At 63.2% G+C, this 13804-nt stretch carries 12 protein-coding genes; 9 read left to right on the top strand and 3 right to left on the bottom strand.

Annotated features, from left to right (window positions below; genetic code table 11):
- Positions 1-223: 223 nt before the first annotated feature.
- Together P7D22_RS19935 and P7D22_RS19930 are read left to right on the top strand one after the other, a co-directional pair.
- On the top strand, positions 224-1987 hold the full coding sequence (locus tag P7D22_RS19935; protein ID WP_319936011.1) for a reverse transcriptase family protein: 1764 nt from the start codon (positions 224-226) through the stop codon (positions 1985-1987).
- 158 nt (positions 1988-2145) lie between these two features.
- Complete coding sequence (locus P7D22_RS19930) at positions 2146-2364, top strand: hypothetical protein (protein WP_319936010.1); 219 nt, start codon at positions 2146-2148, stop codon at positions 2362-2364.
- A 31-nt stretch (positions 2365-2395) separates the two neighbouring features.
- Here P7D22_RS19930 and P7D22_RS19925 read toward each other — a convergent pair whose 3' ends face one another.
- The gene (locus tag P7D22_RS19925) at positions 2396-3286 is read right to left on the bottom strand and encodes an abortive infection family protein (RefSeq protein ID WP_319936009.1); all 891 of its coding nucleotides are present in this window, start codon (positions 3284-3286) and stop codon (positions 2396-2398) included.
- 1018 nt (positions 3287-4304) lie between these two features.
- On the opposite strand from P7D22_RS19925, the gene P7D22_RS19920 reads away from it, so the two are divergent.
- From P7D22_RS19920 to P7D22_RS19905, 4 genes are all read left to right on the top strand, one after another.
- The gene (locus tag P7D22_RS19920) at positions 4305-4751 is read left to right on the top strand and encodes a haloacid dehalogenase-like hydrolase (protein ID WP_319936008.1); all 447 of its coding nucleotides are present in this window, start codon (positions 4305-4307) and stop codon (positions 4749-4751) included.
- 56 nt (positions 4752-4807) lie between these two features.
- The gene (locus P7D22_RS19915) at positions 4808-5884 is read left to right on the top strand and encodes an IS630 family transposase (protein WP_319936007.1); all 1077 of its coding nucleotides are present in this window, start codon (positions 4808-4810) and stop codon (positions 5882-5884) included.
- 39 nt (positions 5885-5923) lie between these two features.
- Entirely contained in the window at positions 5924-6190 is a 267-nt protein-coding gene (locus tag P7D22_RS19910) for a hypothetical protein (protein WP_319936006.1), read from the top strand.
- A 238-nt stretch (positions 6191-6428) separates the two neighbouring features.
- On the top strand, positions 6429-7274 hold the full coding sequence (locus P7D22_RS19905) for a DUF4238 domain-containing protein (protein WP_319936005.1): 846 nt from the start codon (positions 6429-6431) through the stop codon (positions 7272-7274).
- On the opposite strand, the gene P7D22_RS19900 is transcribed toward P7D22_RS19905, so the two are convergent.
- Positions 7266-8249, bottom strand: a complete 984-nt coding sequence (locus P7D22_RS19900; protein ID WP_319936004.1) for a hypothetical protein — start codon at positions 8247-8249, stop codon at positions 7266-7268. The genes P7D22_RS19905 and P7D22_RS19900 overlap by 9 nt on opposite strands.
- A 635-nt stretch (positions 8250-8884) precedes the next feature.
- On the opposite strand from P7D22_RS19900, the gene P7D22_RS19895 reads away from it, so the two are divergent.
- The gene (locus P7D22_RS19895) at positions 8885-9796 is read left to right on the top strand and encodes a hypothetical protein (RefSeq protein WP_319936003.1); all 912 of its coding nucleotides are present in this window, start codon (positions 8885-8887) and stop codon (positions 9794-9796) included.
- A 113-nt stretch (positions 9797-9909) separates the two neighbouring features.
- Positions 9910-10539, top strand: a complete 630-nt coding sequence (locus P7D22_RS19890; RefSeq protein WP_319936002.1) for a LysE family translocator — start codon at positions 9910-9912, stop codon at positions 10537-10539.
- A 3-nt stretch (positions 10540-10542) separates the two neighbouring features.
- Here the strand turns inward: P7D22_RS19890 and P7D22_RS19885 are convergent, their stop codons facing one another.
- Positions 10543-12273 (bottom strand): LuxR C-terminal-related transcriptional regulator, encoded by a 1731-nt coding sequence (locus P7D22_RS19885; RefSeq protein ID WP_319936001.1) that lies wholly within the window; start codon positions 12271-12273, stop codon positions 10543-10545.
- A gap of 180 nt (positions 12274-12453) precedes the next feature.
- On the opposite strand from P7D22_RS19885, the gene P7D22_RS19880 reads away from it, so the two are divergent.
- Positions 12454-13176 carry a helix-turn-helix transcriptional regulator gene (locus P7D22_RS19880; protein WP_319936000.1) on the top strand — a complete coding sequence of 241 codons (723 nt, stop codon included), beginning with the start codon at positions 12454-12456 and terminating at the stop codon, positions 13174-13176.
- The last annotated feature ends 628 nt before the right edge of the window (positions 13177-13804 follow it).

Below are 13804 nucleotides of genomic sequence, written 5' to 3'. Positions count from 1 at the left end.
CATTATGCAGCACCGCCCTGCGTCACTGAATTCCAACACGCTTCGCGACGGCACCCCCCTTTCTCGGCGCAGATCTCTCGCTGGATCATTGCGCATCGGCGGGCAAGGCGGCTATGTTCTGTGCAGGGGCGGCATGACGACAAGGTTCAAGGCGCGAGTCGCGCCTGCTGCATACAGTACCACTTGCTTCGTGTGGCCTGCCGCCCCGCCGGCCTTCCGATAGATGCCCTTCCAGCACGATCTCCGCCGCGTCACGACCCGCGACGCCCTGATCGCCGCGCTCAACATCGACTTGGACATCTTCGAGGCGGTGCTCGCGTTCGAGCCTCCGCCCGCCGTCGAACCCGGCGCGGCCGAGTCGAGCGGGTCGGCCGCCGAGCTGACGATCCCGATGTTCTTCCGGCATGACATCCCCAAGAAGAACAGGGCGCGCGGGCTGCGGACGGTGTGGGAGCCCACCCGCGCAAAGCCCCACTACAAGGCCCTGGCCCGTTGGCTCGAGTCGTTCTTCCGACTGACGGTCCCCGGATATCCGCACGGCTGCGCCTTCGGCTACCGGCTAGGCCGTAACATCCGGGAGAATGCCATGGCGCACGCAGGCCATCGCTCGCTCCTGTCGCTCGACATCAAGGACTTCTTCCCGACCATCGCGACGGAGCGGATCACCGGCCTGTTCCAGTCGCTCGGCGTCACCGCGCCGGTCTCCGACCTCCTCGGCCGGTTCATGACCATCGGAGGCTCCTTGCCCCTTGGGCTACCGACCAGCCCAGTGCTTTCGAACGCGATCGCACTGCCCATCGACGTCGAATGTCAGGCGCTGGCGCGAGACACCGGATCGACCTACACGCGCTACGCCGACGACCTCAGCTTCTCCGGCGATGCCGACCTGCCCGACATCGACAAGGTCCGCCTCATCCTGCGCGCGAACGGCTTCGCCCTGGCGGAAGACAAGACGCACCGTTCCCAGCTGGGGCAGGCGCACTTCGTGACGGGGCTCAGCATCACCGACCCGGCGCAGCCGCACGTGCCCCGCTCGAAGAAGCGAAGGCTGCGCCAGGAGTTGTACTACACGCGCAAGTTCGGGATTGCCGACCACCTGCGGCACGGCGGCGTGAACGACGACGGCCTCATCAAGCACGAGGTCAACCGGATCGACGGCATGGTCCGCTTCGTTGCCTATCATGAGCCGAGGATGGCGGCCCGGCTAAGGACAAAGTGGAAGGCGATACTCCGAAAAAACGGGATGAAGCCGAGCTTCGTCCCCCATGGCCAGCACCGGGCGCCCTTCCACATCTTTGTGGACGAGGCGGAATTCGATAAGGCAGGCAGCAGGGTGCTCGCCTTGGGCATGGCCGTGAGCCAGCATGGTCCCCGCATCATGGCCGAAGGCGGTGAGCTGCTCGAAGCCGTCCTCGCCGACATGTGGGCTCCGGGCGATGCCACGGCGCTTCGCCGTCGCGGGCTGCACTATGCGGATGCCACCGAGGACCTTCGCTCGGACTACATCAAGCTCCTCGCCGCGCTGCCGTTCGAAGGCTATGTCGCCTTCGCCGATTGCGAGAGGCCCGGCGAATACGAGGACACGTACCTGCGGCTCCTTGGAGCGATGATCCGCCGACGTCTGATGGCTGCCGAAAGCCAGTATGCCTTGATCGTTTGCGAGCGGAACAGCAAGGTCTCGGAGGAGCGGGTGAGGGCGTGCATCGGGCGTGCGTTCGACGAACTCAAGGTTCGCGACGACCGCCGCCCGCGGAACGTCTTCGTCGAGTTCGTGTCGAAGCCGCACCTCGGCGTCAGCGCGCCCGACTTCCTCCTCGGCGTCCTCGGCAAATACCTGCGTTCCAACCCGGCGCCGGATGGCAGGCCTGAAGGACGCGACCGCCTGATGTTCGAAAGGCTCCGGGACAAGTACAGGCTGATCTTGGACCTGTCGACCTGGACCGAATATTCGCGACGGCGGCCGATCCTGCCCTGGGCCGGCGCTTGACGCATGGGCCCTCGTCATCATCGGGCGGCGGGGCAGGCAGGAAAAACCCAGCAACACGGCAACAGAGCGGGTGCCGCCCATGGGCGTGGAAAGCCGGTTCGGCTGGCTCGACTGCCGATGCGAACGTTCCTATTATGTTCTCGAATGGGGGCGCCACCATGCCAGATCTGAGCGAGCCTGAAGGCGACCATGCAGAGGCGGCGTCCAATGACGGCGTCGATGCGGTCCTGCGAGAGTTCGCCGGAGACTGGCGGGCCGCCATCGGCGCGCTGCTCCATGACATCGACGTCCTGGCGAGGGACTACGACGCGGGCATCTCCAGAGGCTTCATCAGGGGTCGCCCGCGACTGGCACGCACGCGCCCACTCTCGAGGTGATGCAGCGGCGCGGCTCGTAGCGTCGACCTGGCTATGCCGACGGAGCCGCATCCTCGCGCAGCGGGAGCGCGCGATGCTGCTGCCGCTCCCAGGTCTCGATCAAGAACAGGGCCGCCGAGCTCGCGGCGTTCAGGCTCAGTCGTGCGATCCGGGCATCGATCCGCTTGAAGCCGCGCTCCCTTCCGTGGGCGTCGCCGCCGTGGGTCCGTAGGGCGCCCACCCCCTTCGCCACGGACGTAAGCCCGCCGAGGATCTGGCGGACATCCAGCTCGATCTCGGGAGGCAGGTCCGAACGGCCGGGCGAGAGGTTCAAGGCGTCCTGGGTCGCTCTCATGAGGCCGTCGACGTCCTTCTTGGCGGGCAGGGCGAGGTGGAGCTCGACGAGGATCGAGCGGCAAACGGACTCGATGAGCGAGCAGGCTGCGGTGACGGCGTCCTCCGGATCATCGTCGATGCTCTTCTGCGCCCGCGAGATGTCTCGCTGCACGGTGTCGAAATCCAGCACCGCGATCTTGGCGGCCACGGCCATGACCGCCGCACCAGAAGCGGTCCGCTGCACCAGCTCGGCCTTCCCGCCGGCGATCGACACAGCGAGGCCATCGCCCTCCAACGCCCCGTTCAGGTGCGCGACGACGGCATGCCCCTTCTCCGGCATGCTCACGTATCCCCGGGGATCGGCTACCCGCTCGATGACCCGCACGAGCGCCGGAGGATCATGCTGAGCGATGCGGCGCAGGCATTCCCTCGTCGCAGGAACACGGGAGAGGACGCCGATCCGCATGTCCACGCCGCAGTCGAGGAAGAACTGCTCCAACATGGGCCCTGACCGGTAGTTGCCGATCGGCGGGCCCGTATCGTTGCCGGCGCCCCCCGTGATCACGTCCACGAGCGCGCCGATGACGAAGGGTGAGAACGAAGACATAGCTCGATCCATATCAGCGGGCTGAGGAGTCGCGCATGGCTGACGGGATCGTCGCGAAGCCCGTGAAAGCGATGCGGGTATTCACGAAGAGTGTCTGAAAGAGGAGCTTATGAAGCATGCCGAAGTAGCTAGAAACTATCGAATGTAAAGAAGCCGATGGATGGCGCATGTGCGCGACCCCGACGTGGTTGGAGGAAACGTCTGAGACCAAGGTCGGCATCCTGGACTCGACCAAGCAGGTCTACCACGAGGGCGAGGAGGGGCGCCTGATGACGGCCATCATCGACGCCCCCATCGCGAGCGAGACCGAGGGCTGGCTCACGCGTTCAGCACTAAGGCAAGGCCGGTGCGCGCTGGGGCAAGAGTTCCCGGCGCGCACCGGCGCATCATGCCGCCGGCTCGAAGCCGGGGAACAGCGGGCGTATGGATCCATGGCCGAGCAGCTTCGAGAACCGCCTGAAATCCTTGTTCTGGCGCTGCCACTGTCCGTCAACGATGTCCGGGCGGTGAGGAGGCCAATTCGGAGCGGGCGAGCGCCGTGCGCCCGCCCCGGTCCGAGGCGATCGGCCATGCGCGCGAGCTCAATCCCAGCACGCTGCCCCTGGTCGAGCGGGTCCGCCATACGACGGGCGGGAGCCCGGACAAAGCCCTGAAAGCGGCGCAGGGGGGCTTCGCATAGACCGTCTTTCCAAAGCGGAGCCCTCCGCCAACCCGCCCTTGCTCATCCAGCCGCAGCACCCGCAGGAGCTCTCAATCGACGAGGCGCGCTTCGAGCCCGGGGAACGGGCGGCCGTGGACCTTCCGAAGGAATCATCTGGAACGAAGGCCGGGAGCGGCGGGACTCCATTTAGCGGGCTGCGGCCCGACGTTTCGTCCAGGCGGGCTTCGACATAGTGTTCGACGACGATGCGGCCGCCGAGGCCGCGGACCTCGTCTGCCTCAAGGAGGAGCCGGGGCTCGCGTGCAGCGCATGACGGCGCAGGGGGGATCCGAACCCGGCCCCAAGGGAACCAGAAGCATGACCGGATTGAAGCGCACAGCCCTCATCTACGACTTCGACGGGACGCTCGCTGGGGGAAACCTGCAGGAGCAGAGCTTCATCCCGGACATCGGCATGTCGCGCGAGGCATTCTGGGCCGAGGTAAAGGACCGAACCCGGGAGCACGACGCCGACGAGATCCTCGTCTACATGCACCTCATGCTCGAGAAGGCGGCCGAGGCCCGCATCACGGTGTCGCTCGACGCACTGCGACGACATGGCGAGCAGGCCCAACTGTTCCCGGGACTCGCCGATCGCTCATGGTTCAAGCGGGTCGACGCGCATGCGGCGGGGCTCGGCTTGGCGCTCGAGCACTACATCGTCTCATCGGGGATCGACGAGATGATCCGCGGCTGCCCGATCTCCGACGTGTTCCGCAACGTGTTCGCGTCCAAGTTCATCTACAAGGATGGCCAAGCCGCCTAGTGCACTGACGCAAACGGAGGATTCGCAGGGCGTTCAATTCGTGCGAGTCTGCGGGCATGGCCCAAACCGTCTCGCTTCTTCTCTCGGCCGAAGATCGTGCCGGGCTTCAAGGGATCATCGAGGACCGCGGCCGACCCTTGAAGCACATTCAGCGGGCGCAGATCGTCCTGCTCTCGGCGGAGCGTCTGCCGGTGCTGGAGATTGCCAAGCAGGTCTGCATCAGTCGGCCGATGGTTTGGCGCTGGCAGCAGCGTTTCGCCGAAGAGGGTGTCGAGGGTCTGCTGCGGGACAAAACCCGTCCGCCCGGCATCCCGCCGGTGCCGCAGGCCAAAGTTCATGCGGTCGTCGAGCGCACCCTGCGCGAACCGCCCGGGGCCGTCACCCACTGGACCGGCCGCGCCATGGCAAGGGCTATGAATCTGTCGCTTCGGACCGTTCAGCGCATCTGGCAGGCCCATAAGCTGCAACCGCATCGGATCAGGACCTTTAAGCGCTCTACCGATCCCGAGTTCGCCGCCAAGCTTGATGATGTCGTCGGCCTGTACATGGACCCGCCCCGCCATGCGGTGGTGATGTCCATCGACGAGAAGAGCCAGATTCAGGCGCTCGACCGTACCCAGCCCGGATTGCCAATCAAGCGGGGCAAGTGCGCGTCCATGACCCATGACTATAAGCGCAACGGCACCACGACCTTGTTTGCGGCCCTCAACGTGCTCGAAGGCAAGGTGATCGGCCGCTGCGTGCCCCGCCATCGGCATCAGGAGTTCATCCGCTTCATCGCGACGGTCGAGCGATCCGTGCCAGCCGGAAAGGTCATCCACGCCATCCTCGACAACTATGCCGCTCACAAGCATCCGAACGTGTTGGCCTGGCTCGCCGATCACCCGCGATGGACGTTCCACTTCACGCCGACCTCGTGCTCCTGGTTGAACGCCGTTGAGGGCTTCTTTTCCAAGCTCACTCGGCAGAGCCTAAAACGAGGCGTCTTCCGCTCGGTCGAGGACCTCGAACAGGCCATCATCCGCTACATTGCTGCCGCAAACAGGAACCCAAAACCCTTCCGCTGGACCGCAACCGCCAAGGCGATCACGACAAAACTCAAACTGAACCATCCGTCTGAGTCAGTGCACTAGCCCGGCGTCGGGATCAACTACACGACAAAGACCCAGTATATGTTTCGCATCAACAAAAGCATTGAGAATCACTGGGACAGCGCCGCCGTCAACCGGTTCACGCCCGAGGCGCAAAGGCCGGTCCCCTTCAAGCGGATGATCTTCGTCGGCGATGGTGAGACCGACATCCCGACGATGAAGATGCTGACCTACCAGGGCGGCTACTCGATCGCGGTCTACGACCCAGGCCGCAGCAGCCGCGACCTCGACAAGATCCACGCGCTGATCTCGGACGACCGCGTCGACTTCGTCGCCCCCGCCGATTAACAGGAGAAGTCGCAGTTGGACATCACCGTGAAGGGCGTCCTCGGCCGCATCGCGCGCACAATGCGCCCGAGCCTATCACGTGATGGCTGCGGGTCTGAGCGTGGAGCTGCGCACATCGGACGGTTAAACGGCCCGACCCGCGTCAGATGCTCAAGCAATGGCCCGCGATAGTCGCCTTCTGAAAGATAGACCCCTGCAGACCACGAAACCGAAACCCGTTCGCAAACGGCACCATTACGTGCCCGAGATGATCCTGCGTAGGTTCACCTCCAATGGTGCCGATCTGTATATCTACAGCAAGCGGGACAAAGAGCCGGGCATACGGAGAAGCAAGACCAACAATGCCTTCGTGGTGGGTCATGGGTATTCCAAGACCGACAAGCACGGCGTGAAGACGGCCGAACAGGAGGAGCGGTTCAGCGGTTCGGAAGGTCGCTGGTCCGCGGCTCTGGACGCGGTCGTCGCGGCGGCCAAGTCTGGATCGATGTCCGGTGCCCAGGCGCTCCGGGACGACGTCGTCGAGTTCTTCTACTACCAGTGGATCAGGACCCCGGAATTCATCCAGGGCATCGACGGATACGAGAACTTCGCGCCGCTCCTCGAACGGTACGTTAAGGAATGGATTGAAGAGTTCCGTCCGCTGACGGGAGACGAGGCGAAATCGCTGGTGGGCCCGGAGGCCGCGTCCCGGTTGCGTCAGAACACCATCGTGGACTCCCTTGCCTCCCCGATGAGCCCGGAAGTTGCGGCAGTCCTCCGCACATGCCGATTCGATATCGTGCTCATCGGAGACGACCAGGAGCCGTTCGTCATCGGCAGCCAACCCGTGGTCACGGTCAGCCGCCCAACATCAGTGCTTCTGATCACGCGTCCGGGCGCCGATCTCTGGCTGCCCATCGCATCCCGCGCGGCGATCAAGATGGTGCCGCGCTCTTCCGGGCTCGGGATCCAAACCGCCACCGAGCGGCAGGTGAGAGACGTCAACGACGCCATGTTCGCGCAATGCGATGCGATCGGCGGCGAGTCGCACGAGGTGGTCGAGAGCGTGCTGGTCCGGGCGAACGCGCGATTCGCTTCAGCTTAGGGCCTGGACCGACCGAACGGCACCGATCAGCCGGCGAAAATCAGCGTTGTCCCTACTGCCCTTCCACTCGTTGGCGAAGCGGCAGACGATCTGCAGGTTGCCGCGCGCGTAGTGTCCGGAGCTGTCAATCCGGTCCAGCGAGCACAGCATAGCCCGGTCCTCCGTATCGCCATCCAGGTAGTAAGGCAGGTCGGTCAGGGCGCAGATGCCTTCCTGAATATCGAGCAGGCCAATTATGTACTTCTCTAACTCGATCTGGCTGGCGAACCCGAGGTCCTTGTTCTTCATGGTCGAGAGCACCTGCTGGCCGTTGGAGTGCGCCACGGTCTTCATCGCCGTATCGGCCATCCGCCAGGCCGCCTTCTGCCTGCCATTGTAGATCGTGCCCGGACCGCCCTTGCCGATCTTCGCCGTCGTCTTCTTCTTCCATTCGGGACGCGAGTGCCACCGCGAAAGATCGTCGCCGTTCACAAGCGCGAGCGCATAGTCAGCGTTATCCGGACCCAGCGCCTGCAGCGTGCCCTCGGTGAACAGGAACTCCTTGGCCTTCGGATGGAGCGCGTTCCAGTCGAGCCGGTTGCCGGCACGGTTGAGGTCAGACCACGGCCCGCAAGGCTTATGGCAGACGACCACCGTCGGGCGATCGCCCACCGGTTCAACCTTCTCCTCGAAGGCGGGCGGCGCCGCGGTCGAGACCGTCCACCAGAGCTCGTCCTTCTGGCGGTGGATCCAGAGGTCGTGCTCGGTCTCAGCGATGATGGTCATGAGATTGAACCAGCGCGATGCGACCGTCTTGGGCGGCGATATACCGGCGGCCGTCTTGCCGAGCATGGCACGTTGCAGGTAGCCCTCCCGGTTACCCGCTGCCCAAAGAGGCTGGATGCCAACGTCGTTCATCGTGGCGACGGTGCCGCGCGACTTGCAGACCGGCCACTCGTAGTTCTCGCGTCCGAAGTTCGCGATGTAGACCTTCATCTGCCGTTCCGTTCCTCTCGCTGCTAGATAGCATGCAGGGAGCACGGCGGCATAAACCTTCCGGCAACTCGCAACCCCCGCTGGCGGCGACTGGGATCCAACCGTTGCGCCACCGGCCCCCCAGCAACCCTCCCTACCGCACAGGCCGACCTCCGGCCTACCCTGGAAGAAGTCCGTAATCCTCAAGGTCAGCCCAGAGCGCCGCGACACCCGCGGCCAGCCCTTGTCCTGCTGGCATCGACCCGGCGAGCCTGCCGAGTCCACTGCGAAGGACCTCGCGTCATGCCGGCCCCCTGTCCCACGCCTCCATTCAAGCGTCGACCAGGTCGCCGCCGAGCCGGAGCGCGAGCATCCCGGTACAAAGGCCCGCGCCAGCGTGAGAGCCTGATCGGAAGCCTGATCGCTCAATCAGCGCCGTTCCCCTCGGTGCAGACGATCCGAGTTCTTCAACACAATCGGTCGGGAGCGGCCCCGCCTGACGCGGGCGCCCGTATGTCCGCTTCCCGGCAACATGCTGGTGTCTGCTATTGGCGCATCATGGCCGAAATGCGTCTGTCTGGTTTCGGCACGGGACGGGAAACAAGCGGATATGGCGCCAGCGATGCCGATCGCTTCCGGTCGTCCTTGGTTTGACATTGCTGTCGTTCGCGATTGCGCCGAAGTTTGGCCTTCTCCTTCAATTGGAGGATGCCGGATCACTCAGCTTCAAGGAGGTTCAAAGACGAAAATCATCGCAAATGAGGGGGTCACTCGTGAACTTCGTCGGATCCATAAGCTTTTACGGTATCATCACAACCGCTGCGCTCTGTGGAGTTGTCGGGCCGGCGGCTGCTTCGGTGGTCAACCTTGTGACGAACGGCAGCTTCGAGGGCACAACAGGGGTAGCCCCAAGTGGCTGGTCCGTGGGTGGCTCAGTCTTCGACGGTTACGGCCCGGTTGCAATCGCGTACGGTCAAACGGGGCTTTACCCTGTCGGGGCGCAGGGCGAGTCTGTGCCAGTCGACGATGCATCGTCGGCCAGCCCCGACGCGGCGGGAGCGAACGGCGTCTACTTTGTCAGTGACGAAGCCAAGAACCTCTCACTCTCTCAATATGTCTACTTGACCCCAGGAAGCTACAAAATTGGCTTCGATAGCTATGACACATTGAACGGTGCCTCGCAGCCGCACGATGCAGTGCTTACGGCTCAGATTGCCGGGGTTCAGCTCACCAGCTTCAAGTTGTCGAGTGTTTCCCCCGGCTCATGGTCTTCTCACACGGGAAAGGCAAAGATTGAGACCGCTGGCGATTACCTTGTGAGCTTTGCGTTCAACACACCGGATACGCCCACCGATCCGGTTCCTAGCAATGCTGGCGGCGAGTACAACGCCAAAGATGTGGTGATTGATCGGGCGTTCGTGATCGCAGCTTCGGGCGGCGGCGGAACAATTGTTTCTTCGGTCCCTCTTCCGGCCTCCGCACCAATGTTCGGTGCGGCGCTGCTGGCTTTAGGCGCTGTCGGTTACGGTTTGCGGCGTAAGGTCGAAACAACCGCCAGGTCGACTTAGCAATCAACGCTCGCGCATGCGGCTAAGCCTTCGAGCCATTCTCAGTTGGGTCGGAGCACGGCTTCACGCCGGATGAGTCAGGTTGCGCAACGACGTGAGGCAAGGTGCAGATCATGGGCGAGGCCGGGGCAACGTTACCTGCAGAGATCGCGGCATTCGCGGCAGCCTATACCAATGTCATCCTGATACCGGGGCCGAGCTTTGTCGTCGTCTGCGAAGCAGGGCTTTCGACGACACGGCGCGAGGCCAGCCTCGTCGCTGTGGGTGTAGCATGCGGAGCGGGGGTTCTCGCCACCACGATTCTTCAAGCTGCGCCCGTGCTCCGGACTTCGCCCGAGTTGATGAGCGCGGGTCGAGTAGGCTGCGCCTTAATCCTGCTCGTCATGGGGTTAAAAATCCTTTGTCATTCGCTCATGCAAGCCCGCAAAGCTGGGCAACCTGGCTCGTCTGACATCGCGCGAACACGATTCATGACCGGCTTCATCGCCGCTGCCACGAACCCGGTCAGTTTTGCATCGTTCACGGCCGCCGCGCTGGCGGTCAGACGCACCGAGCACGGAGACTGCTTCATCGTCGCCGTCATGATCTTTCTGATGGCGCTGGCATGGTTCAGCACTCTGGCCTTTGTGTTCTCACGGCCTTTTCTGACCGTGCATTATAATCGTGCGGCAAGGACGCTCGGCTCCGTTATGGGGTGCGTTCTGATGGTTAAAGCCGTGTCGTTCCTCATGTCTGCACTATGAACATCAGGTTGCCTTCGCGGGTAGCATCTGCTCGAGTTCCTGCAAAATACGCGGCCAGTGCTGAAAGAAGATCAGGGTTCCGGCATCTTCCAAGATCTCGATGTCGAGCGTCGGAAACATGGTCATCAATTCCCGGATGGTTTCGGCCGGCGTCTGTTGATCCTCAGCGCCTTGCAACAGGCGAACCGGCACTCTGCAGCCGTAGACTAGGTGCGACCAGTCGGTCTCGCTGTCGATGCATTCCCGTGCGAACGCGTCGTGAGCCGAATGGGTCGCGCCCAAGCAGACCTCGGAGCCGAGCAGGATGGCTTCACGGACCTCGGGCACGGAGAACGTTCGCATGTCGGCGGCTGAGTCTGCATGCACCGATCGAAAGAAGCGCTCGTTGCCAATCCGACGCGCCAGGGCGAACCCGGCTTTGACTAGGAAGGGGAGGATCTGTGGGGCATACCTTGCATTCGCCAGGATGAAGCGATGCCACTTTCCCATGCGATCGTACTGGGCGGCCGTCATGACCGGGAGGGCTGCCGAGCATCCGTAAATCCCCGTGACGCGCATTGGTGCAAGGACAGCCAGGGCCAGCGCGAAGCGGAAATCGGCCCCAAGGGCCAGGATGGCACAACGCGTAACGCCGAGATGGTCCAAAAGCCGCTGGAGGTCGGCGCCTGTCGCCTCGGCGTAGTTCTTCACCGTCCTGGGTTGAGGCGAGGAGTAGCCATAGCCGGCGCGCACCGGCGTGATCACGCGCAAGTTGCTCCGGAAGGCGGCGAGTTCGGCGGCTCGAGGCCAGCGCACCAGGCCATAGTCGATCGGCAGGTAGAGGCAAGGGCGTCCACCCGGGCATCCGAACTCGATCCAGTCGAAGCGCCGTCCGTCGGGCATTCGCATGGTCTTGGGTGCAATAGGGCTCAGGTGCTGGGAACCGCTGAACGAGTCCTCCGCCCGTGCGGTCGCGCCGACGACGTCCATCAATCCAAGCGTGATGCGGATCAACTCGGCTTGTGAGCGCGTGCCGGTCTTAGCCAGGATCGATGCGAGGTGCGACTTGATGGTTTCGGTCGACCGTTCGCTTGACAAGGAGATCTCCCGGACGGAGCTGCCCTCGGCAAGCGCACGCACAACGTCGACTTCAGCTCGGGTGAGCGTGAACGCGTCTCGGATGGTTTGTGACAGGTGCTCGGGCCAACCGACCTCAGTGGTTCGAACCAGGACCGTGGCCGGTCCACCGGCCGTCGCTCGCCGCGCGAGATGGAACATGATGGGACGGTGACTCGCAACCGAGACGAAGCGCAACAGCAACGACTCGGTCCCCTCGGCAGCTATAGTCCGACGAAGGGCAGTACGAAGCGCGGCAACATCCTCCGGGGCGAGCGTGAGTTGATTGAGCCCATCACCGCTGCGGACTCCCAGAAGGTCTGCGGCGGCCCGGTTCGCCTGATCGATGGACAGACCGCTGCCGACGAGGAAGGCGGCCTTCACGTCCTTGTCGATGGGGAATCCTTCGGTGGTGGCCTTCGTCTCATAGAGTCGCTGGAGGAAGATGCTGGCCCGATCGACATGGGCTTGAATCGCGACGTCGTTCGCGATGTGGGCTCGCGCTCCAGCCTCGGCTTCGCGTCTCAGGACGGACAGACGGCGTTCCCACACGTCCAGCATGGCCTCGTACCGCTCCGGGTCAACGGCAACATCGTAGATCCGGTCGATGATTTCGTCAGTCGTATCTTGTGTGCCCATGGGTCTCACCCCGGCATCGATCGGCGATAATTTCCGCGACCCGCCCGTCCTGCGCTTGCATGTAGGACGGGACCGGACGCGCTTCGCCCCAATGACTTTGTCACGTTTCCCCCGTTCGGGGGAGGCCAATCCGCAAATATCCGGTCTGAATAAGCAAGTACGATGAGGATAGGGCCGTTGATGCTGCTCTCGATCAATCATGCGCTCACTTCAGAGCCAAAAACGTCGTGCGCCTCACGTGATTTCGCTCGGGTCGAGTGCTCCGATGACGTTGATCTCCTCGGCGTCGGTCGGCTCGCGTTCGCCTCTGGCGACGCCGCTGCTGATGGCATGCTGGACGGCGTCGCTCTTCTGGGCAGGGCGGCGATGCTACTCGACCGCTCAGGCATGGTCACTTGCATGAACGCCGCGGCGGCTAACCTCTACCCGGCCGCTCTCGGCGTACGGGGAGGACGGCTCTTCGCGCGATGTCGCTCCGCTGAACAGTCCCTGCGCGCTTTGATCTCGTGCGCAATCTCGCCAGTTCCACCGCACGAGCATTCCACCTGCCTTGCGGTGCGACTACCTCGCTTAAACGGCAAACATCCGCTCCTTGCCCGAGCCATGCCCCTTTCCACGGCGACAGTGGGAATTTGCCGTTATGCAGCGGCCGTGTTGTTCCTGATCGATCCAAACCGGCACCATGGAGCCGATCCTGAGATGCTGCAGACCGCCTTCGGTCTGACACGCGCAGAAGCACGCTTGGCCGGCATTCTGGCGAGTGGGACCGACCTGTCCGAAGCCGCAGATCAGCTCGGGATCTCAAGACTGACGACGCGCTCACACCTTCGGTCGATTTTCGCCAAGACAGGGACATGCCGACAAGGGGAGCTCGTGGCTCTTCTCTCGCGTGTCGCCGGCTAACTTTTGAAACGCGCGCAAAAACGATTCACCCAAATGCCTGCACTGCCCGTTGTTTTGAGTGCGCCTTTTTGTAACCGAATGGGGAGGTCACACGATGCGCAAATAATGAACCCTCACCCGCTGAGTAAACATCAGCGTAATTGATTGCTTATCAGGTCTGCTGGGTTAGGCCATAGTTGGAAATGTTTTCACGACCCGGACTACCCAATAGGGCCGACCACCATGTTGACATGTTTAATTCGTCAAGCCCTGACGACGTCGCCGCGCTGATAATCCACGAGATGACGTTTGTGTTGTTGCAAACGTGTCCGATCCGAGGTCGCGTCCGTACTCGCTTCCGCTTCATCTCACCTGTTCGGGGGAAGACATGCTTGGCGCAGCGGCTAACCTTCAATTTCGCCGGCTTCCGCTAAGACGAGGTGCGTGATGGACTATACGGGTTTGGCCGCGTTCGGCCCCGCTTGGGTGCAAAACCTCTTCGAGGCTACGTCGGTCGCCATGGTGGTCGCTACAGTTGCGACATGTTTCTTTGATTATCTATTTCGAACACAACAGCCTCCCCGCGGCAGTAGCGAGCTACGCGGGAATTTGGGTGACGCGGCAGTCAGGCGGCGCGGTCTGACGTGCG

The sequence above is a fragment of the Lichenihabitans sp. Uapishka_5 genome, from assembly GCF_033947565.1.
Lineage (GTDB): Bacteria > Pseudomonadota > Alphaproteobacteria > Rhizobiales > Beijerinckiaceae > Lichenihabitans.
The sequence above is the reverse complement of the archived record's forward strand: the minus strand, read 5'-3'. Positions and strand labels throughout refer to the sequence as shown.

Excerpts from the sequence above, each read along its gene's own strand:
- P7D22_RS19930 (WP_319936010.1), top strand. The coding sequence starts at position 2,146 with ATGCCAGATCTGAGCGAGCCTGAAGGCGACCATGCAGAGGCGGCGTCC.
- P7D22_RS19935 (WP_319936011.1), top strand. The coding sequence starts at position 224 with ATGCCCTTCCAGCACGATCTCCGCCGCGTCACGACCCGCGACGCCCTG.
- P7D22_RS19915 (WP_319936007.1), top strand. The coding sequence starts at position 4,808 with ATGGCCCAAACCGTCTCGCTTCTTCTCTCGGCCGAAGATCGTGCCGGG.
- P7D22_RS19925 (WP_319936009.1), bottom strand. The coding sequence starts at position 3,286 with ATGTCTTCGTTCTCACCCTTCGTCATCGGCGCGCTCGTGGACGTGATC.
- P7D22_RS19880 (WP_319936000.1), top strand. The coding sequence starts at position 12,454 with ATGCTGCTCTCGATCAATCATGCGCTCACTTCAGAGCCAAAAACGTCG.
- P7D22_RS19900 (WP_319936004.1), bottom strand. The coding sequence starts at position 8,249 with ATGAAGGTCTACATCGCGAACTTCGGACGCGAGAACTACGAGTGGCCG.
- P7D22_RS19885 (WP_319936001.1), bottom strand. The coding sequence starts at position 12,273 with ATGGGCACACAAGATACGACTGACGAAATCATCGACCGGATCTACGAT.
- P7D22_RS19890 (WP_319936002.1), top strand. The coding sequence starts at position 9,910 with ATGGGCGAGGCCGGGGCAACGTTACCTGCAGAGATCGCGGCATTCGCG.
- P7D22_RS19920 (WP_319936008.1), top strand. The coding sequence starts at position 4,305 with ATGACCGGATTGAAGCGCACAGCCCTCATCTACGACTTCGACGGGACG.
- P7D22_RS19910 (WP_319936006.1), top strand. The coding sequence starts at position 5,924 with ATGTTTCGCATCAACAAAAGCATTGAGAATCACTGGGACAGCGCCGCC.